Raw genomic sequence first — 20,099 nt, 5'->3', positions numbered from 1 at the left:
GTCCACCCCGCGCACGCGCCGACCGGCCGGGGGGCGGGCGCCGGGCGGTGTGGCAGCCCTGATAGGTGAACGGAACCGCCCCCACCCGGGCCCGTCGCGACCGATTGCGGGGCCCTCACGTACCCCCGTAGAAGATCCCCAACCAAGTTACCGCCCGGTATGACACCACGTACGCCGGGCCCGGCCTTCTCGGGGACGACACCATGACCAGGTCCAGGACCAGGAACACCACCCGCCCGCCCGGCCGCAGCGACCTGCGCAGGCGCCCGCGCGGCCCGCACGACTGGTTCGCGGAACGGCTGCTGGCGGTGGTGAGCGGCCAGCGCCCGGTCCACTCGCTGCTGGGCCACACCGTGGGCCCGGCGTACGACCAGCTGGTCACCCTGGCCCCTGCGGGGCCACTGCGCGACCGCCTGCGCCCGGTCCTGCGGCACTGCGGCCGCTTCCACCCGGGGCCGGGCGTGATCGAGGCCTTCGCCCGCATCGCCACGGGCGACCGTGTCTCGGCGATGGCCTTCCGCCTGGAGCAGGGCCCCGACCTCCGCTGGCGCTGCGCGGCCGTCGAAATGCAGGGCCCCCGGCCCTGACCCCCTACCGCGGAGCCCCGCCGGCGTTTCGAGGTGCCGGGGTCCTGGGGCCGGCCCCCGGCAACGGCGCCGCACAGTCCTCGTACAACGACGCCGGGGCCGGACACCAGCTGCGCGGTGTCCGGCCCCGGCGGGGGTGCCCCTGGGGGCGGTTACTTCTTGCGGCGGCGGCCGCCCGAGGCCTTCTGGGCCTTGCGGCGCTCCGCCCGGGTCATGCCGTCGCCGGAGTCATCCGCGTCGAAGTCGCCCTCGACCACACCACCCTCGCCGTCGACCGTCGGCGCCGAGAAGTGCAGCCTGTCCGGCCGCTGCGGAGCGTCCAGACCCTTGGCCCGGATCTCCGGACGCGCGGCCGGCGCCTCCTTCGTCAGCGACGGCGCCGCGTCCTGCACCGGAAGCTCCTCGACCTGCTGCTCCACCTGGACCTCCAGGTTGAACAGGTAGCCGACGGACTCCTCCTTGATGCCGTCCTGCATGGCGTTGAACATGTCGAAGCCCTCGCGCTGGTACTCGACCAGCGGGTCCTTCTGCGCCATCGCCCGCAGGCCGATGCCCTCCTGGAGGTAGTCCATCTCGTACAGGTGCTCACGCCACTTGCGGTCCAGCACCGACAGCACCACACGCCGCTCCAGCTCACGCATGATCTCGGAGCCGAGCGTCTTCTCCCGCGCCTCGTACTGCTCGTGGATGTCGTCCTTGATGGACTCCGCGATGAACTCGGCCGTGATCCCCGCCCGGTCCCCCGCCGCGTCCTCGAGCTCCTCCACCGTGACCTTCACCGGGTAGAGCTGCTTGAACGCGCCCCACAGCCGGTCCAGGTCCCACTCCTCCGCGAAGCCCTCAACCGTCTCGGCCGCGATGTACGCGTCGATCGTGTCGTCCATCATGTGGCGGACCTGCTCCTGGAGGTCCTCGCCCTCAAGGACCCGGCGGCGCTCGCTGTAGATGACCTCGCGCTGGCGGCTGAGGACCTCGTCGTACTTCAGGACGTTCTTGCGCGTCTCGAAGTTCTGGGTCTCGACCTGCGACTGCGCGGACGCGATCGCGCGCGTCACCATCTTGTTCTCGATCGGGACGTCGTCCGGCACGTTCGCCATCGCCATGACCCGCTCGACCATCTGCGCCTTGAACAGCCGCATCAGGTCATCGCCCAGCGAGAGGTAGAAGCGGGACTCACCCGGGTCACCCTGTCGGCCGGAGCGGCCGCGCAGCTGGTTGTCGATACGGCGCGACTCGTGCCGCTCGGTGCCCAGCACGTACAGCCCGCCGAGCTCCTTGACCTCTTCGAACTCGGCCTTCACGGCAGCCTCGGCCCGGCTGAGCGCCGCGGGAAGGGCGTGCGCCCACTCCTCGATGTGCTCCTCCGGGTCCAGGCCCTGCTGGCGCAGCTCGGCCTCGGCCAGGTCGTCCGGGTTGCCGCCGAGCTTGATGTCCGTACCGCGGCCGGCCATGTTCGTGGCGACCGTGACGGCGCCGCGGCGGCCGGCCTGGGCGACGATCGAGGCCTCGCGCTCGTGCTGCTTCGCGTTCAGCACCTCGTGCGGGATGCCGCGCTTGGAGAGCTGCTGCGAGAGGTACTCGGACTTCTCGACCGACGTCGTACCGACGAGGATCGGCTGGCCCTTCTCGTGCTTCTCCGCGATGTCGTCGACGACGGCGGCGAACTTCGCGACCTCGGTCCGGTAGATCAGGTCCGCCTGGTCCTTGCGGACCATGTCGCGGTTGGTCGGGATCGGGACGACACCGAGCTTGTAGATCTGGTGGAACTCGGCGGCCTCGGTCATGGCCGTACCGGTCATGCCCGACAGCTTCGAGTAGAGGCGGAAGAAGTTCTGCAGGGTGATCGTGGCGAGGGTCTGGTTCTCGTCCTTGATGTCCACCCCTTCCTTCGCCTCGATCGCCTGGTGCATGCCCTCGTTGTAGCGACGGCCGGCGAGGATACGGCCGGTGTGCTCGTCGACGATCATGACTTCGCCGTCGATGACGACGTAGTCCTTGTCGGCCTTGAAGAGTTCCTTGGCCTTGATGGCGTTGTTCAAGTAGCCCACGAGCGGGGTGTTCACCGACTCGTAGAGGTTCTCGATGCCGAGCCAGTCCTCGACCTTGGCGACACCGGCCTCGTGGATGGCGACGGTGCGCTTCTTCTCGTCGACCTCGTAGTCGCCGGTCTCCTCGATGCCCTTGAGCGGCTGGCCGGCCTCGCCCTTGGTGAGGCGGGTGACCAGCTTGGCGAAGTCGGCGTACCACTTCGTGGCCTGGTCGGCCGGGCCGGAGATGATCAGCGGCGTACGGGCCTCGTCGACCAGGATCGAGTCGACCTCGTCGACCACGGCGAAGTTGTGGCCGCGCTGCACCAGCTCTTCCTTCGACCACGCCATGTTGTCGCGCAGGTAGTCGAAGCCGAACTCGTTGTTCGTGCCGTAGGTGATGTCGTTGTTGTACTGCTCGCGGCGCTGGGCCGGCGACATGTTCGCCAGGATGCAGCCGACCTCGAGGCCGAGGAACTTGTGCACCCGGCCCATGAGCTCGGAGTCGCGCTCGGCGAGGTAGTCGTTCACCGTGATCAGGTGGACGCCCTTGCCGGACAGCGCATTCAGGTACGCGGGCAGCGTGCCGACGAGGGTCTTGCCCTCACCGGTCTTCATCTCGGCGACATAGCCGAGGTGCAGCGCCGCGCCGCCCATGATCTGGACGTCGTAGTGCCGCTGGCCGAGGACGCGCTTGGCTGCCTCGCGAACGGTCGCGAAGGCCTCGGGCAGCAGATCGTCCAGGCTCTCGCCGTCCTGGTAGCGCTGCTTGTACTCGTCCGTGAGCGCACGCAACTCGGCGTCGGAGAGGTTGAGGAAGTCCTCTTCGATGGAGTTGACCTGGTCCGCGATGCGGTGCAGTTTGCGCAGGATCTTGCCTTCGCCTGCACGCATGAGCTTGTTGAAGACGGACACCGAGGTTTGTCTCCTTGCCGGTCGGGCCTGGCACTGGTTCGTACACGGGCACGGAGGGTGGGCCCCACCGCAACGGCCATCGTAAGCGAGGACGCGGTCGCGTCGGGAGGTCCGCCTTATCCGCAGGGCACGGGTGCCCGGAATGAGAACGTACGGGGGACGCGGAAGGTGCCGGTGTAGGCGAAAAGTGTTCGCCCGGAACGCCCTGCGGTATCAGAATCCGTTCATGGAGCCCATCACACTGACCACCGACCGGCTCGTGCTGACCCCGTTCACCCCGGCGGACATCGACGCGGTGCACGCGGCGTGCCAGGACCCCGCCATCCAGCGCTGGCTGCCGCTCCCCTCCCCTTACCGGCGGGAGGAAGCGGAGAGCTTCATCCTGCACATCGCCCCCGCCGGGTGGCGCGAGGACACGGAGTACACCTTCGCGGTCCGGCTCGCCGCCGACGGCGCCCTGGCCGGCGCGGTGAGCGCCCGGATCCGGGGCCAGGGCACTTACGAGATCGGCTACTGGGGCGCCAAGGAGTTCCGGGGCAGGGGGCTGATCACCGAGGCGGTCGGCGCGGTGGCCCGGTGGGCCTTCGACGAGCTGGGCTGCGCACGGATGGAATGGCGTGCGGAGGTCGGGAACACCGCATCGCGCACGGTGGCGAAGAAGGCGGGGTTCCGCCTGGAGGGCGTACAGCGTGCCGGCCTCGACCACAACGGCACCCGCCGGGACTGCTGGCTCGCCTCCCTGCTCCCCGCCGACCTCGGTCTGCCGTCCTCGCTGCCGTATCTGCCCGCTGTCAGTAGCCGCGTCTAGGGTTCGCCCATGACGACCACACCGCCGCCGACCGTGTCCCTGTCCGCCGACGAGGCGCGCCGGATCGCCCTGCGCGCCCAGGGCTTCCTCGGCGCCCCGGACCGCCGCGGCGGGGTGCGCGGGGTGCTGCGCCACCTGGGCGCCGTACAGCTGGACACGATCTCGGTGCTGGCCCGGTCGCACGAGCTGATCCCCTACGCGCGCCTGGGCTCGGTGGGCCGTACGGCGGTGGAGTCCGCCTACTGGTCCGACAGCCACGCCTTCGAGTACTGGTCGCACGCGGCCTGCATCCTCCCCATCGAGGAGTGGCCGCACTTCGCCTTCCGACGCCGCGCGCGCCGGGCCCGCGGCCACCGCTGGCACGTCCTCCAGGACAAGGAGCGCTCGACGCGGGCGGTCCTGGACCGCCTCAAGGCCGACGGCCCGCTGACCTCGACCGAGCTCGGCGGCGCCAAGAACGGCGGGGAGTGGTTCGAGTGGTCCGAGTCCAAGATCGCGGTGGAGTGGCTGCTGGACACCGGCGAGGTCGTCTGCGGTGAACGCCGCGGCTGGAAGCGGGTCTACGACCTGCCCGAGCGCGCCGTCCCCGACGCCCTGCTCCATGACGACCTGGACGACCGCGAGTGCCTGCGCCGCCTGGTCGCCCTGGCCGGCCAGTCCCTGGGGGTCGGCACCCGCGCCGACATCGCGGACTACCACCGCCTCAAGGGCGAGCAGGTCGATGCGGTGATCGCGGACTCGGGGCTCGTCCCGGTCGAGGTCGAAGGCTGGTCCAAGCCGGCCTGGGCGGACCCGGAGGCGCTGGTGACCGTCCCGCGCGGCCGGCACCGCACGACGCTCCTGTCCCCGTTCGACTCCCTGGTCTGGGACCGCCCGCGCACCGAGCGGATCTTCGGTTTCACGCACCGCCTGGAGGCGTACGTCCCCAAGCCCAAGCGGATACACGGCTACTTCGCGATGCCGCTGCTGGCCGGCGGCCGGCTCCAGGGCCGCGTCGACCCGGCCCGCGAGGGGACCGCCCTGGTGGCCCGCCAGCTGTCCCTGACCACCCTCAAGGCGGCCCGCCCGATGGCCGAGGCCCTGCGCGAGGCGGCGTCCTGGGTGGGCTGCGACGCGGTACGGGTGGAGCGCTCCGGTTCTCCCGAGGAAGCGGAAGCCGTCACCGCGGAACTGGCCGGACTCTGACCCCGGCCGGACTCTGACCCCGGCCGACTCCGACCCCGGCCGATTCCGACCCCGGCCGACTCCGACCCCGCCCCTACCGGATCTCCAGGATCTTCTCCCGCATCGCATACACCACGGCCTCCATCCTGGAGTGCAGCTGAAGCTTCTCCAGGATGTTGCGGACGTGGTTCTTCACCGTGTTCTCGGAGATGAACAACTCCTTGGCGATGTCCCGGTTGTTCATCCCGGTGGCGACCAGCTTCAGGACTTCCAGTTCCCTGTCCGTCAGCCTCGGCGCCGGCACCAGCCGCCGCTCGTCGGTGCGCTGGATCATCGACTTGAACTCGGTCAGCAGCTTCGACGCCATCGACGGACTGATCTGCGACTGCCCGTCCGCCACGGCCCGGATCGCCGTGGCGACCTCGTCCGTCGAGATCTCCTTCAACAGGTACCCCGTCGCACCCGCCTTGATCGCGTCGTAGAGGTCCGCCTCCTCGTCGCTGATCGTCAGCATGATGATCTTCGCGGAGGGGGCCACCTCCTTGATCGAGGTGCACGCCTCGATCCCGCCGCGCCTCGGCATCCGTACGTCCATCAGCACGATGTCCGGGAGGAGATCCGCGGCCTTGTCCACCGCCTCCGCCCCGTCCCCGGCCTCGCCGACGACCTGGATGTCCTCTTCCTGCGCGAGGACGATCTCCAGCCCGCGCCGGAACAGGGCGTGGTCGTCGACCACGAGCACCCTGATGGGCTCGCCGGCCGGTTCCCCCTCACGATCCTCACGGCAGTCCGCACCGTCGTTGCCGCGCACCGGTCCGAAGCTGTCCGCCATCGTTCCTCCCCCTGCATGTGCCGAGCTGCCGGGCCAACCCTGCGGGGTCAGCCGCCGATTGACTGCCCGCCATGATTCCATGCCCGCGCCACCCGGCGGGGGGCTACCGGGGGCCCGGACGGCGCATACGAGTCATACAAGTGCCCCTGCGGGACGCCTGAGCATCCATCCCGCAGGGGCAAAAAACCGAATGACTTGTCAGCCGCCGAGCGCTCCGCCGGCGCCGCCGCGCGGCTCCTCGGAGGTCGACGCCCCGTCGGGGTTCACGTGGATAACGCCGTAGTCGTAAGCGTGGCGCCGGTACACGACGCTGGGCAGCTTGGTTTCGGAGTCGACGAACAGATAGAAGTCGTGGCCGACCAGCTCCATCTCGTACAGAGCCTGGTCGAGCGACATAGGTGCGGCCGAGTGGGTCTTCTCGCGGACGACGAGCGGGCCTTCGCCCTGCACTTCAAGCGACCCGATCCGGGTGGTCGGGATGGCGTCCGCCTTCTCCTCGCCGACCGGCATGCCATTCCCGTTCAGGGTCGCGGCGTCCGGCACCACGTCGGCGACCTCGGCCGCCGAGAGCCGGCCGTTTCCACGGCGGGTGTAGCGCTTGTCGTGCTGCTTGCGCAGCCGGGCCTCCAGCTTGTCCTGCGCGAGGTCCAGCGCCGCGTACGGGTCGGCGGCGGCCGCCTCGGCACGAATCACCGGGCCCCGCGAATGCAGGGTGATCTCCACGCGGTCGGAACGGTCGGCCTGGCGCGGGTTGAGCTCCTTGGACACCTCTACGTCCAAGCTGATCACCTTGGCGTCGAGCTTCTGGATCCGCTCCGGATTCAGCTTCTCGGCCACGTGCTTGCGGAACCGGTCGGGCACCTCGGTCTTACGGCCCTTGACGACGATGTCCACGCAGAACTCCGTTCCCGGATAGCTCCGCCGCATGGGGCGAAGCGTCTCCCTTTCGCACCAGACTCCGGTGAACACCGGAGCCTCGGACTTGGCGACTTTCACCTCCTCCTCCCCCATCGGCAAGATCTACACCCCACCGACTTCGGAGTCGAGAGACTGCCTCTGACACGAAGATCCGAAACGTTTCGAAACGTGCGATCCGGTGCATGGGGCCAAGGCTCGCCAGTTCCTCACAACCGAACATATCCCTCTATGGCGGTTGTCGGCACCCGCTACCGGAACGTACCTCCGTTCAGGTGGCTACTCCCTCTTACTACCTGCAACGATGCGCCTTCCCCACCAGTTCCAAATCTATTCAGAAGAATTTGGCTCTGTACGGGTTTTCCGCGGGCCGGATCCCCCGGAAGGAGTCAGCCGGCGCGGCCACCACGGCCGCCCTCAGCACCGACCCCGCCCGCGCCCCCTCCACCAGCCCGGCGGCGCGCACCGCGCGGGCCGCCTCCGCGAGCGTGGCTCCAGTGGTGATCAAGTCGTCCACGAGGACGAGCCGCGCCCCGGCCGTCAGCCGCGCGCCGTCCCGGCACACCCCCAGGGCGCCGGCGAGGTTCTCCCGCCGCTGCCGGGCCCCCAGGCCCGCCTGGTCCGCCACCGGCCGCCGCAGCCGCAGTACGGGCGCCACGCGCGCGGGAACACCGGCCCGCCGCAGCCGCGCCGAGGCGGCCAGCGCGATCCTGCGCGCCGGATCGTGCCCGCGCGCCCGGACCTGCCACCGCGCCGAGGGCACCGGCACCAGGACCAGCTCCCCCGCCGCCCCGGCCGCCCCGTGCTCGCCGGCCCGGACCGCCGCCGCCAAGGCCGTGCCGAGCGCCCCGGCCAGCGGCAGCGCCCCGCGCTCCTTGTGGGCCAGTACGACCTCTCGTACGGCGTCCCCGTACGCCGCGGCCGCATACACCGCGGGCAGCCCCGCGGGCCCCGCAGTCGGCCGTACACGCCCCGCCCCGGCCCCACTGAGCGTTTCCCGGCACCCCGCGCACACCAGTTCCCGGCCGGCCCCGCAGCCGGCGCAGCCGACCGGCAGGACCAACCCGGCCAGCTCCCGCCACCACCCCCGCATACGGCCACTCTGCCCGGGCACCGGGACAGCCCGCCACCCCTGTGGAAAACCCACGGCAGCCTGGAGAAACCCGCAGGTCAGCCCGAAGATCGGCGAAGCTCAGCCCGGCGCAGCTCAGCCCGGGTAGACCGGCGCCCGCCCGCCCGCCGCCACCGTGCGCCACTGCGCCCCCGGCGGCAGCCACACGATCCCGTCATCATCCGAGAACGCCACCACCGGCTGCGCCTCGTCCTCGGACGCCGCCACCGCGCTGAGCCCCGTTGCCCCGGGCAGGCTGGCCGCGACCATCGAACCGTCCGCCAGCATGTAGCGGGCCTGCACGACCCCGCCGCTCTCCCGGCCCACCACCAGCAGCCGGCCCCGCGGCGCCCAGCTCATCGCCGTCACGTCCGCCATCTGGGGGGCCGCCGGGCGCAGCTCGCGCACCGACACCGCCGAGGCGTCGGCCTTGCCCTCGGGCCGCTCGACCCGCCCGATGAAGAGGTTCTTGCGCCCGCCGTCGTTCTCCACGAGCAGAGCGATCCGCACCCCGTCCGAGGAGGCCTTCAGCGCGGTGATCCTCCCGCCGCCGAGTCCGGCCACCTCGACCTTCTGCGGGGTTCCCGTCCCGCCGGGCACCCGCCACAGACCCGGGCTCTGCGGACCCAGGTCCGAGATCCACAGGTCGCCCAGCGCGTCCCAGCTGGGCGCGGTGAGCTTGCCGCCGGCCTTCCCGGTCAGCACCGCCGGCGGCATCGCGCCGGCCGTCGTCAGGTTCACGACGTACAGCCCGTGCCCATCCTCCGAGACCACCGCCGCGCGCTTCTCGTCGTACGCGACCGCCGCCGAGCCGACCTTGAACCCGGCCGCGGTGGACAGCGGCCCCGGCGCCGGCTCGGCCTTGTCCTGCTGCTGGTCCTCGCTGTTGACGTCGAGGGTCATCCGGACCAGCCGGGAGCCCTCGACGTAGTACTGGTGCTCGGGGGCGAGGGCCCGGTTGGCGATCGCCGCCGCGGCCGCGCCCGTCACCGAGCACTGCGAGGACTTCCCGTCGGAGCGCACCAGTTCCACCCGGTCGAGCCGGGAGGCCGTCAGATCCCTGACGGTGTACAGGAGTTGGGTGGCCATCTTCTGGCACTGCGGGTGCGCGACGTTGTCGGCCTTCTCGTTGAGCGGCACGCGCAGCGTGTTCTGCCCGTCGTACGAAAGGGACTTGGTGCCCTCCCGAAGCGCAGTCCCGCTGGGGAAGTTGGAGGTGACGACCGGCCCGAGCCACTTCGACGGACCGGCGAGCAGCGACTGCACGGTCTGGGTGGTGGGGTCCATCCGCGAGTCGGGGTCACTGCGCTGGCGCACGTAGACCGGGTCGGCGACGAGGGTGCTGCCCGCGAAGTAGTACTTGTTGACCGGCTTGTAGATGCGCTGGAAGTCGGACTCGCTGAGCACGAGGCTGCTGGGCGGGGTGGCGATCCGCCACTGCTTGTTGACCTGGACCAGCTGGAGGTACTCCTCGTAGCGCCCGCCGCCGGTCTCCGGCTGGTACGCGCTGCGCTCGTCCACCGTCGCGAGCTTCTTGCCGGTGACCTTCCAGCGCGGCTCGTCGGGCTCCTTGTCGCCCTGCACCGGGTACCGGTCCAGGCCGGCCGACAGCACGGTGACGGCGGAGCCGGGCCTCCAGTTCTTCGCGGCGTCCTCGGTGAGGTACTTGCGGGCGGTCTCCAGCTGCGGGTCGTCGCTGGTCATCGCCTCCAGGAAGCCGTCGACGATCTCGGCCGGGCTGGCCTTGTCGGCCGGCGGTACGCCGAACACCCGCACCTGCGAGTCGACGCCCTGGGAGGCCTGCACCTGGCGGATCTCACCGCTGTCGGGCATGGACGCGCACCCGGCCAGCAGCAGACCCGCCGCGCCGAGGACGGCGTACGCCCGCCCGCCCGGCAGCTGTCCGCCGGGCGACCGGCGGGCCTGTACTCGCGCGCTCCTGGGCTCAGCGTCCACCTGCTCCATCCTCCTGTGCTGCCTGGTCGGCCGGCCGGGCCACGACACGGGCCCCGTTGCCCGGCAGGGCCGTCGGGTCCGCCGGTACCGGCAGCGCGCCGGCGACGGCGGAGCGCGGCGGTATCGGCGAGCGGTCGCCGCCCTCCCCGCCCTTGCGGACCGGTGCCGCGCCCGCGCCCGCCGCCTCGGCGGCGGCCCTGGCCCGGTTGGCCCGCGAGTCCTCGGGTTCCAGCGGGATCGGGGAGCCCCGCAGCGGCTCGTCGGCGGTGCGCGGCAGGGTCAGCCGGAACTGCGAGCCGCCGCCCGGCTCGCCCCACGCCTGGAGCCACCCGCCGTGCAGCCGGGCGTCCTCGACGGCGATGGACAGACCGAGCCCGGTACCGCCGGTCGTCCTCGCCCGCGCCGGGTCGGCCCGCCAGAAGCGGTTGAAGACCCGGGTGGCCTCGCCGGGCTTGAGCCCGACCCCGTAGTCCCGTACGGCGACCGCGACGGCCCCGCCCGCCGAGGCGAGCCGGACCACCACATCGCGGCCCTCGCCGTGCTCCACCGCGTTGACGACGAGGTTGCGCAGCACCCGCTCCACGCGCCGGGCGTCGGCCTCGGCTATCACCGGCTGGGTGTCCCCCAGGACCCGGATCCGGGTGCCCTTGTGCTCCGCGAGCGGCTCGGCCCCGTCGATGACCCGGCGTACGACGTCCCGCAGGTCGACGGGCTCCGCCTCCAGGGCGGCCGCGCCCGCGTCGAACCGGCTGATCTCCAGCAGGTCGGCGAGCAGCGACTCGAACCGGTCGAGCTGCCCGGCGAGCAGTTCGGCGGAACGCGCGGTGACCGGGTCGAAGTCGACCCGGGCGTCGTGGATGACGTCGGCGGCCATCCGTACCGTGGTGAGCGGAGTCCGCAGCTCGTGCGAGACGTCCGAGACGAACCGGCGCTGGAGCCGGGACAGGTCCTCCAGCTGCTGGATCTTGAGCTGGAGGTTCTGGGCCATCTTGTTGAAGGCCTCGCCCAGCCGGGCGATGTCGTCCTCGCCGGTGACCTTCATCCGCTCCTGGAGCCGCCCGGCCGAGAGCCGCTCGGCGATCCCGGCGGCCATCCGGACAGGGGTCACGACCTGGCGTACGACGAGCCAGGCGATCGCGCTGAGCAGCACGACCACGAACAGGCCGGCGGTGGCGATCGTGGCCTTGATCAGGTTGAGGGACTCCTCCTCCTGCTTGAGCGGGAAGAGGTAGTACAGGTCGTACGGGTCCCCGTTGATGTCGGTGAGCCGCTTGCCCACGACCAGCGCGGGCTCGGGGTCCTTCTCCTCCGCCCCGGCGGTGTACTTGATCTCCGAGAAGGTCTTGAAGGTGCCGGTGGCGTGGTTGACGGCCTTGCGCAGCCCCAGCGGGACGCTCGCGGTCGGGTCCACGTTGCCGGAGGCGCGGGCGCCCTTGACGCCCTGCCCGCCGGCCGGGGCCTGCTCACCGGTGCCGGCGCCGAGCGCGGCGACCTCGAACGCGGTCTGCCCGCCACTGGCGAGCTGTTTGACGAGCGAGTTCATCCAGGTGCTGGCGTCCCGGCCGACCTTGTTGTCGGTGGCGTCGGGCCCGTCCGCCGCGGAGGGCGTGTTGGCCTTCTCCTGTGCGACCGCGAACCCGCCCGCGGCCTGGCTCTGCGCGGCCTCCTCCTTGGCGTCGAGGAGACCCTTGCTGACCTGGGCGATGACGACGAAGCCCAGCGCGAGGACCACGGCCAGCGACATCAGCAGGGTGGCCGCGACCACCCGGAGCTGGATGTTGCGCCGCCACAGCCGGACAGCCGGAAGCAGCGGCCGGCGTACGAGGCGTACGAACAGCCGCAGCACAGGGCCGCCGGGCGCTCCGTCCTGGAACAGCCGGCCGCCCCGCAGGACTCCCCTGCGGGAGCCGCCCCGGGGCTTGCCGGGCTGCACGTCAGCTCGGTCCGGCCTTGTAGCCGACACCACGCACCGTCACCACGATCTCCGGGCGCTCCGGGTCCTTCTCGACCTTGGAGCGCAGCCGCTGCACATGCACGTTGACCAGGCGGGTGTCCGCCGCGTGCCGGTAGCCCCAGACCTGCTCCAGCAGCACCTCACGGGTGAAGACCTGCCAGGGCTTGCGCGCGAGGGCGACCAGCAGGTCGAACTCGAGCGGGGTCAGGGCGATGGAGGCACCGTCCCGCTTGACCGAGTGCCCGGCCACGTCGATGACCAGGTCACCGATGGCCAGCTGCTCGGGCGCGGGCTCCTCCGACCGGCGCAGGCGGGCCCGGATACGTGCCACCAGCTCCTTCGGCTTGAACGGCTTGACGATGTAGTCGTCGGCCCCGGATTCCAGGCCCACGACGACATCCACCGTGTCGCTCTTGGCGGTGAGCATGACGATCGGCACCCCGGACTCGGCCCTGATCAGCCTGCACACCTCTATGCCGTCCCTTCCGGGCAGCATGAGGTCGAGCAGCACCAGGTCCGGCTTCGCCTCCCGGAAGGCAGCCAGTGCCTTGTCACCGTCCGCTACGAACGACGGCTCAAAACCTTCTCCACGCAGCACAATGCCGAGCATCTCGGCCAGCGCGGTGTCGTCGTCGACGACAAGGACGCGTCCCTTCATGGTTGACATCATCCCATTAGCTAATCGTTACCTGGCGGTGAGCTGTCCCACAGCCAAAAGGGCTGGAAATCGCCCCTCGGACCTGCGTGGAGATCAGGTCGACCAGTCTGCCCCGGATCCGGGCGACAATTGAAGGTACGGGCAGCCCGGGATCCGGGGGGAACAACTGATCCGTTCAACGTTCCCACATGGCACGATGGCAGCCGACCAGCGCGCCCGCCCCGGCAGGCGCACATGAAGGAGCGACGATGAACGACTCTCCGGGCTGGGCTTCGCCTGGATCCCCGACCGACGGCGAGGGCTCCGACGGCACCCAGCCGCCCGCGCAGCCCACCGGCGGCCCGAAGTGGTCCGCCGAGCAGCCGCCGCCCGGCCAGTGGTCGAGCCCGGGCACCGGAGCACCCGAGACCCCCGCCGCGAGCCCCCAGCAGCCGCAGCAGGGCGCGGGCTGGGGATCGTACGGCGGGCAGCAGCCCGGCAGCCAGTACGGCTCCCCCTACGGCGGCCAGTACGGCTATCCGGGTGGCCAGGGCGGCTGGGGCGGGCCCTCGGCCGCCAAGCCGGGCGTGATCCCGCTGCGCCCGCTGGGCCTCGGGGAGATCCTCGACGGCGCCGTCACCACGATGCGCACCCACTGGCGCTCGGTGCTGTCCATCAGCCTGGCCGTGGCCGTCATAGTGCAGCTGGTCAGCGTCCTCGTCCAGAAGTACTCGATGGACGAGCTCGTGATCGAGCCGGGCTCGCAGCCCGATGCCAGAGAAGTGCTCGACTCCATCGGCAGCAGCATGGCGGTGACCCTCGCCGCCCTCTTCATCCAGCTCGTCGGCGGCATCCTCGTCACCGCGATGCTCACGATGGTCTTCAGCCGGGCCGTCCTCGGCCAGAGCTCCACGGTCGCCGGCGCGTGGCGCGAGTCCCGCGGACAGCTGCTCCGGCTGGCCGCCCTGACCCTGCTCCTCGGCGCCGGCGCGGTCGCCGCATTCACCGTCCTGATCCTGCCCGGCGTCCTGGCGGACAACCTCGGCCTCGGCGTCCTCGGCGGCTTCGCCGCGCTCGGCCTGATCACCTGGCTGTGGTTCAAGTACAGCCTCGCCTCGCCCGCGCTGATGCTGGAGAAGGCCAAGGTCTTCACCGCGCTGAGCCGCTCGTCGAAGCTGGTCAAGGGCTCCTGGTGGCGCATCTTCGGCATCTCGCTCGTCACCGGCATCCTCACCTCCATCGTCTCGGCGATCATCATCTGGCCACTGACCCTCATCGGCGTCGCCGTCTTCGGCGGCGGCATGGACGGTCTCGCCGATGGCTCCAGCATGGACAGCTGGGGCGCGCTCGTCTTCGCGGGGATCGGCAGCGTCATCGCGCTGACGATCACCATGCCGATGCAGTCGGGCGTCACCGTCCTCCTGTACATCGACCAGCGCATCCGGCGCGAGGCCCTCGACCTGGAACTCGCCCGCGCGGCAGGCCTGGAGAACTACGGCGCCGGCGATCACGGCACCGCCCCCACGCCGCCGTCCGCCGCCGGCGGCGGACCGGTCACCGGGGGCTGACGGACCGATGAGCACGGGGGGCCTCATCACCCGCGCCGCGGCACTGCTGCCCGGCGCGGAGACACCACCGGTCACGACACCGCGCGAACCCGCCCGCGAGGCGGCCGAGCGAGAACTGTCCAAGCCGCTCTACCACCAGAACGACCCGGGCCTCTTCGAGCGCGCCCTCGACCGTTTCTGGGAATGGGTCTCCGACCTCTTCAGCCGTGCCTCCGGCGCCACTCCCGGCGGCGGCCTCGGCCTCCTGGCCGTCCTCATCCTCGTCCTCCTCGTCATAGCCGCCCTGTGGTGGCGGCTCGGCACCCCCCGCCGTACCGCCACCGGCGCGGGCACCCTCTTCGACGACGGCCTGCGCAGCGCCGCCGACCACCGCGCGGCCGCCGACGCCCACGCCGCCGCCGGCCGCTGGACCGAAGCCGTCCAGGAACGCATGCGCGCCGTCGTCCGCTCCCTGGAGGAGCGCACCCTGCTCGACCCGCGCCCCGGCCGCACCGCCGACGAGGCCGCCGCCGAAGCCGCCGTCTCCCTGCCCGAGCACACCGGCGACCTGCGCGCCGCCGCCCGCGCCTTCGACGACGTCACCTACGGCGGCCGCACCGCCGACGCCGCCACGTACGGCCGCCTCCGCTCCCTGGACCTCGCCCTGGAACGCGCCAAGCCGCTCCTGACGGGACCCACCGAATGACCACAACCGGCGGAGCAGCCGCCACATCCACCGCCCTCACCGCCGCCCAGCTCTGGACCCGGGCCCGCGGGTTCCTCGTCGTCCTCGGCATCCTGCTCGCCGGCGCGATCGCGATCGCCGGCCTCCAGTCCGGGAACCGGCACGGCTACCTGGACCCCCGCTCCGCCGACCCGTACGGAACCCGCGCCCTCTCCGAGCTCCTCAAGGAGCGCAAAGTCGCCGGCCGCGTCGTGACCACCGCCCGTGAGGCCGCCGACGCCGCAGGCCCCGGCACCACCCTCCTGGTCACCCAGCCCGACCTGCTCGGCGACAGCCAGCGCCGCGTCATCCGCTCCGCCACCGACCTCTCCGGCGGCCGCACCGTCCTGCTCTCCCCCCACGGCCCCAGCCTCGCCGACCTGGCCCCCGGCGCCCACGCCAACGGCCCCGCCCAGCAGGACAACCTCGACCCCGGCTGCGTCCTGCCCGCCGCCGCGTCCGCGGGCCGCGCCGCCACCGGAGGCGGCCTCCGCTACACCACCGCCGTCCCCGGCGCCGAGCTCTGCTACTTCAGCGGCGACGGCGACCCCACCCTGCTCATCCTCCCCGGCACCACCAAGGGCGGCGACACCGTCGTCCTCGGCTCAGACACCATCCTGCTGAACGAGAGCCTCGCCAAGGAGGGCAACGCCTCCCTCGCCCTCCAACTCCTCGGCTCCCGCCCGGAAGTCGTCTGGTACCTGCCCAGCATCGCGGACGCCTCCGAGCCCGGCGACACCGAGGAGAAGAGCCTCGTGGAGCTCATCCCGGCCGGATGGGGCTGGGCCCTGCTCCAGCTCTTCACGGCCGCCGTCCTCGCCGCCCTCTGGCGCGCCCGCCGGCTCGGCCCCCTCGTCACCGAGAAGCTTCCCGTCGCCATCCGCGCCTCCGAGGCCACCGAGGGCCGCGCCCGCCTCTACCGCAAGGCAGGCGCCCGCGACCGCGCCGCCACCGTGCTGCGCGCCGCGACCCGCGAATGCCTGGCCGCACTGGTCGGCGTACCGGCCACCCACGCCCACGAACCCTCAGCCCTGGTCCCCGCCGTATCCGCCCGCCTCGCCGAAACCGTCGGCGCACACGACGCGGCCACCCTCCTCTTCGGCACCACACCCGCCGACGACGCGGCACTCGTCGCGCTCGCCGACCACCTCGACGCCCTCGAAAGAGAGGTCCGCACCTCATGACGGCCACCACGGACAGCGCCCGCTCCTCCCTGGAAGCGATCCGCACCGAGATCGGAAAGGCCGTCGTCGGCCAGGACTCGGCCGTCACCGGTCTCGTCGTCGCCCTCCTCTGCCGCGGCCACGTCCTCCTCGAAGGCGTCCCCGGCGTCGCGAAGACCCTCCTCGTCCGGGCTCTCGCCGCATCCCTCGAACTCGACACCAAGCGTGTCCAGTTCACCCCGGACCTGATGCCCAGCGACGTCACCGGCTCCCTCGTCTACGACGCCCGCACCGCCGAGTTCTCCTTCCAGAACGGCCCGGTCTTCACCAACCTCCTGCTCGCGGACGAGATCAACCGCACGCCCCCCAAAACCCAGTCCTCGCTCCTCGAAGCGATGGAGGAGCGCCAGGTCACCGTCGACGGCACCCCGCGCCCACTCCCGGAGCCCTTCCTCGTCGCCGCCACCATGAACCCGGTGGAGTACGAGGGCACTTACCCCCTCCCGGAAGCCCAGCTGGACCGCTTCCTGCTCAAGCTCACCGTGCCCCTCCCCTCCCGCGAGGACGAGATCGGCGTCCTGACCCGGCACGCCGCCGGCTTCAACCCCCGCGACCTGCACGCCGCCGGCGTCCGCCCGGTCGCCGGCCCGAACGAACTCGAAGCCGCCCGCGAAGCCGTGGCGCACGTCAGCGTCTCCCCCGAAATCACCGGCTACGTCGTCGACATCTGCCGCGCCACCCGCGAATCGCCGTCCCTCACCCTCGGCGTCTCCCCCCGCGGCGCGACCGCCCTGCTGGCCACCGCCCGCGCCTGGGCCTGGCTCACCGGCCGCGACTACGTCACCCCTGACGACGTGAAGGCCCTCGCGCTGCCGACCCTGCGCCACCGCGTCCAACTCCGCCCGGAAGCCGAGATGGAAGGCGTCACCTCGGACTCGGTCATCACCGCGATCCTCTCCCACGTCCCCGTCCCGCGCTGATGGCCCTCACCGGACGCACCGCCCTGCTGGCGGCCCTCGGCAGCATCCCCGTAGGCATCCTCGAACCGAGCTGGACGGGGATGCTCGCGGTCAACGGCCCCCTCGCACTGGCCTGCGCGGTCGACTACGCCCTGGCGGCACCGGTCCGCGCCCTCAAGCTGACCCGCTCCGGCGACACTTCGGTACGCCTCGGCGAGCCGGCGGACGTCCACCTCACCCTCACCAACCCCGGCACCCGCAAGCTCCGCGCCCGCGTCCGCGACGCCTGGCCCCCGAGCAGCTGGCTCCCCGGCACGGAAACCGACGCGTCACGGCACTCCCTCGTCATCCCCGCGGGCGAACGCCGCCGCCTCACCACCCGCCTGCGGCCCACCCGCCGCGGCGACCGCCAGGCGGCCCGCGTCACGATCCGCTCCTACGGCCCGCTGGGCCTGCTGGCCCGTCAGGGATCGCACACCGTCCCCTGGACGGTCCGCGTCCTGCCCCCCTTCGCCAGCCGGAAGCACCTCCCCTCGCGCCTGGCCCGCCTGCGCGAACTCGACGGCCGCACCAGCCTCCTGACGCGCGGTGAGGGAACCGAGTTCGACAGCCTGCGCGACTACGTCCCCGGCGACGACACCCGCTCCATCGACTGGCGCGCCACCGCCCGCCAGCACAAGGTGGCCGTCCGCACCTGGCGCCCCGAACGCGACCGCCACATCCTGATCTGCCTCGACACCGGCCGCACCTCGGCCGGCCGCGTCGGCGACGCACCCCGCCTGGACTCCGCGATGGACGCGGCCCTGCTCCTCACCGCCCTCGCCACCCGCGCCGGCGACCGCGTGGACCTCCTGGCCCACGACCGCCGCCCCCGCGCCCAGGTCCAGGGCCGCTCGGCCGCCGACGCCCTCCCGGCGTTCGTCAACGCCATGGCCACCCTGGAACCGGAACTCGTCGAAACCGACTCCCGCACCCTCGTCTCCACCATCCTCCGCAGCGCCCCGCGCCGCTCCCTGGTGGTCCTCCTGACGAGCCTGGACGCGGCCCCGATCGAAGAGGGCCTGCTCCCCCTCCTCCCCCGCCTCACGCAGCGCCACACGGTCCTGCTGGCCTCGGTGGCCGACCCGCACACAGCGGAAATGACAAGGTCCCGCGGCACCATCGAAGGGGTCTACGAGGCCGCGGCAGGCACCCAGTCCCAGTCCCAGCGCCGCCGCACAGCGGACCAGCTCTCCCGCCACGGCGTCCACGTCGTCGACGCCACCCCCGACGCCCTGGCCCCCGCCCTGGCCGACGCCTACCTGGCACTCAAGGCCGCCGGCCGCCTCTGACCAACCCTCACCGACGTGCCGGAGCGCCCGACAAGCGGGCGGACAGAACCTGGCCCAGCGCGAGCACGCTCAGGCCGAACATCAGGACGCCCAGGGGGACATGGGCCGTCGGCGTGTGGGCGATGCCCAACACCACCTGCACCGAAGCGAGTACGAGGAAGCCGGACGCGTACAGGATGGGACGGGGCGACCCGCCGCCCGGCCGCCACGCCAGGATCGCGGCGAGCACGTACAGCATCGATGCCCCGTACATCACGCGCGCCCCGACGCCGTGCAGTACCTCGCCGTGGGACGAGGACAGCAGAAGTCCCGCGGTGATCGCTTGGAAGAAGATCGCCAAGGTCTGCAGGGCTATCGCGACCTGCATGAACGTGACGCTGCGGCGTTCTGTCATCGTCTGGGTGGCCATGATGTGGTCCCCTCTTCTGCCTTGCGGCGGTGGATCGGTACTGTCTCGACAGATCGACGACGTAGGCCCGCGAAATGTGAGGCGAAGCGCCGAAAAACAGGGAGCCGTCACCACATGAGCACACCGTCCGAGCCGGGTCTGAGCGTGATCGTCGGCGAGCAGCGCCAGCTGACCAATCTCGCCTACCGGTTGCTCGGTTCGCTGGCCGAGGCCGAGGACGCCGTGCAGGAGGCCTACGCCCGCTGGTACGCGATGCCGCGGCAACAGCAGGAGGCCATCGAGTCGCCCGGCGCCTGGCTGACGACGGTGACCGGCCGCATCTGCCTGGACCTGCTCGGCTCGGCGAGGGCCCGGCGCGAGCGTTACGTCGGCGCATGGATACCCGAACCGCTTCCCGACCGTACGGAGTGGACCAGCGGGTGGGCGGGCAGTGGCAGGCCCCACCCGGCCGACCCTGCCGACCTGGTCACCTTGGACGAGTCGGTGAACATGGCCTTCCTCGTCGTACTGGAGTCGATGACGCCGGCCGAGCGCGTGGCGTTCATCCTGCACGACGTCTTCCGGTACCCCTTCACCGAGGTCGCCGAGATCGTCGGCCGGACACCGGCGGCCTGCCGTCAGCTGGCCTCCTCGGCCCGTCGACGTGTTCGCGCCGCGCAGGCTCCGCCTGTTCCGGCGGCCGGGCAGGCCGGTCTGGTGCGGAATTTCAAGGAGGCGTGGGAAGCCAAGGACATCAAGGCCCTCGTCGGCCTCCTCGACCCCGACGCCACGATGATCGCCGACGGCGGCGGGCTGGTCGGCACGGTCCTCCGCCCGGTCGAGGGCAGCGACCGTATCGCCCAGTACCTCATCCACATCGCCGACAAAGCCCCCGGGCTGACGCTCCTGGAACGGACAGTCAACGGCCGGCCCGGCCTGGTCGCCCAGCACGCCGGCGTCACAGTGACCGTGGCGGCGTTCAGCCTCACGCGCAGCCGCATCACTCGCATCTGGGCAATCCGCAACCCGGAGAAACTCCGTCCGTGGACCGACAGGTCCTGAACCTGGTCCTGAACGCAGA

17 protein-coding genes are annotated in these 20,099 nt (G+C 71.7%); 9 read left to right on the top strand and 8 right to left on the bottom strand.

Annotation, left to right across the window (positions count from 1 at the left end; translation table 11 throughout):
* Positions 1–203: 203 nt before the first annotated feature.
* Positions 204–587, top strand: coding sequence for an Rv3235 family protein (locus J7I97_RS19570; protein ID WP_214936623.1), 384 nt, complete (start codon positions 204–206; stop codon positions 585–587).
* A 152-nt stretch (positions 588–739) separates the two neighbouring features.
* Here the strand turns inward: J7I97_RS19570 and secA are convergent, their stop codons facing one another.
* The gene (secA, locus tag J7I97_RS19565) at positions 740–3,529 is read right to left on the bottom strand and encodes a preprotein translocase subunit SecA (RefSeq protein ID WP_214936621.1); all 2,790 of its coding nucleotides are present in this window, start codon (positions 3,527–3,529) and stop codon (positions 740–742) included.
* 226 nt (positions 3,530–3,755) lie between these two features.
* Between secA and J7I97_RS19560 the strand changes: the two genes are divergently transcribed.
* Positions 3,756–4,337 carry a GNAT family N-acetyltransferase gene (locus J7I97_RS19560; protein WP_214936619.1) on the top strand — a complete coding sequence of 194 codons (582 nt, stop codon included), beginning with the start codon at positions 3,756–3,758 and terminating at the stop codon, positions 4,335–4,337.
* 9 nt (positions 4,338–4,346) lie between these two features.
* Positions 4,347–5,522 (top strand): winged helix-turn-helix domain-containing protein, encoded by a 1,176-nt coding sequence (locus tag J7I97_RS19555; protein ID WP_214936617.1) that lies wholly within the window; start codon positions 4,347–4,349, stop codon positions 5,520–5,522.
* A gap of 73 nt (positions 5,523–5,595) precedes the next feature.
* Here J7I97_RS19555 and J7I97_RS19550 read toward each other — a convergent pair whose 3' ends face one another.
* The 6 genes from J7I97_RS19550 to mtrA all read right to left on the bottom strand — a co-directional run bounded on the left by J7I97_RS19550 (position 5,596) and on the right by mtrA (position 12,939).
* Positions 5,596–6,333: a response regulator transcription factor gene (locus J7I97_RS19550; protein WP_214936615.1), complete on the bottom strand. Its 738-nt coding sequence runs from the start codon at positions 6,331–6,333 to the stop codon at positions 5,596–5,598.
* A 198-nt stretch (positions 6,334–6,531) separates the two neighbouring features.
* Positions 6,532–7,227 (bottom strand): ribosome hibernation-promoting factor, HPF/YfiA family, encoded by a 696-nt coding sequence (gene hpf / locus J7I97_RS19545; protein WP_374103604.1) that lies wholly within the window; start codon positions 7,225–7,227, stop codon positions 6,532–6,534.
* A gap of 355 nt (positions 7,228–7,582) precedes the next feature.
* The gene (locus J7I97_RS19540) at positions 7,583–8,341 is read right to left on the bottom strand and encodes a ComF family protein (protein ID WP_214936613.1); all 759 of its coding nucleotides are present in this window, start codon (positions 8,339–8,341) and stop codon (positions 7,583–7,585) included.
* Between the two features lie 114 nt (positions 8,342–8,455).
* Positions 8,456–10,315 (bottom strand): LpqB family beta-propeller domain-containing protein, encoded by a 1,860-nt coding sequence (locus J7I97_RS19535; protein WP_308369246.1) that lies wholly within the window; start codon positions 10,313–10,315, stop codon positions 8,456–8,458.
* Positions 10,305–12,248: an MtrAB system histidine kinase MtrB gene (mtrB, locus tag J7I97_RS19530; protein ID WP_308365908.1), complete on the bottom strand. Its 1,944-nt coding sequence runs from the start codon at positions 12,246–12,248 to the stop codon at positions 10,305–10,307. Before mtrB ends, J7I97_RS19535 begins: the two co-directional genes overlap by 11 nt.
* A gap of 1 nt (position 12,249) precedes the next feature.
* Positions 12,250–12,939, bottom strand: coding sequence for a two-component system response regulator MtrA (mtrA, locus tag J7I97_RS19525; protein ID WP_189747360.1), 690 nt, complete (start codon positions 12,937–12,939; stop codon positions 12,250–12,252).
* Positions 12,940–13,175: 236 nt separating this feature from the next.
* On the opposite strand from mtrA, the gene J7I97_RS19520 reads away from it, so the two are divergent.
* From J7I97_RS19520 to J7I97_RS19500, 5 genes are read left to right on the top strand one after another with little or no spacing between them, the layout of a single operon-like run.
* Positions 13,176–14,474, top strand: a complete 1,299-nt coding sequence (locus tag J7I97_RS19520) for a hypothetical protein (protein WP_214936607.1) — start codon at positions 13,176–13,178, stop codon at positions 14,472–14,474.
* Between the two features lie 7 nt (positions 14,475–14,481).
* Entirely contained in the window at positions 14,482–15,159 is a 678-nt protein-coding gene (locus J7I97_RS19515) for a DUF4129 domain-containing protein (protein WP_214936605.1), read from the top strand.
* The gene (locus J7I97_RS19510) at positions 15,156–16,361 is read left to right on the top strand and encodes a DUF4350 domain-containing protein (protein ID WP_214936603.1); all 1,206 of its coding nucleotides are present in this window, start codon (positions 15,156–15,158) and stop codon (positions 16,359–16,361) included. The genes J7I97_RS19515 and J7I97_RS19510 overlap by 4 nt, the downstream gene beginning before the upstream one ends.
* The gene (locus J7I97_RS19505) at positions 16,358–17,320 is read left to right on the top strand and encodes a MoxR family ATPase (protein WP_214936601.1); all 963 of its coding nucleotides are present in this window, start codon (positions 16,358–16,360) and stop codon (positions 17,318–17,320) included. Before J7I97_RS19510 ends, J7I97_RS19505 begins: the two co-directional genes overlap by 4 nt.
* Complete coding sequence (locus J7I97_RS19500; RefSeq protein WP_214936599.1) at positions 17,320–18,630, top strand: DUF58 domain-containing protein; 1,311 nt, start codon at positions 17,320–17,322, stop codon at positions 18,628–18,630. Before J7I97_RS19505 ends, J7I97_RS19500 begins: the two co-directional genes overlap by 1 nt.
* Before the next feature lie 7 nt (positions 18,631–18,637).
* Here the strand turns inward: J7I97_RS19500 and J7I97_RS19495 are convergent, their stop codons facing one another.
* The gene (locus tag J7I97_RS19495; RefSeq protein WP_214936597.1) at positions 18,638–19,039 is read right to left on the bottom strand and encodes a hypothetical protein; all 402 of its coding nucleotides are present in this window, start codon (positions 19,037–19,039) and stop codon (positions 18,638–18,640) included.
* A 114-nt stretch (positions 19,040–19,153) separates the two neighbouring features.
* Here J7I97_RS19495 and sigJ point away from each other — a divergent pair, with 114 nt between their 5' ends.
* On the top strand, positions 19,154–20,080 hold the full coding sequence (sigJ, locus tag J7I97_RS19490; protein WP_214936595.1) for an RNA polymerase sigma factor SigJ: 927 nt from the start codon (positions 19,154–19,156) through the stop codon (positions 20,078–20,080).
* Positions 20,081–20,099: the final 19 nt, after the last annotated feature.

Source organism: Streptomyces sp. ISL-87 (assembly GCF_018614095.1).
Classification (GTDB): Bacteria; Actinomycetota; Actinomycetes; order Streptomycetales; family Streptomycetaceae; genus Streptomyces.
Note: the sequence above shows the minus strand (reverse complement) of the source record. Positions and strands in the feature narration are given on the sequence as shown.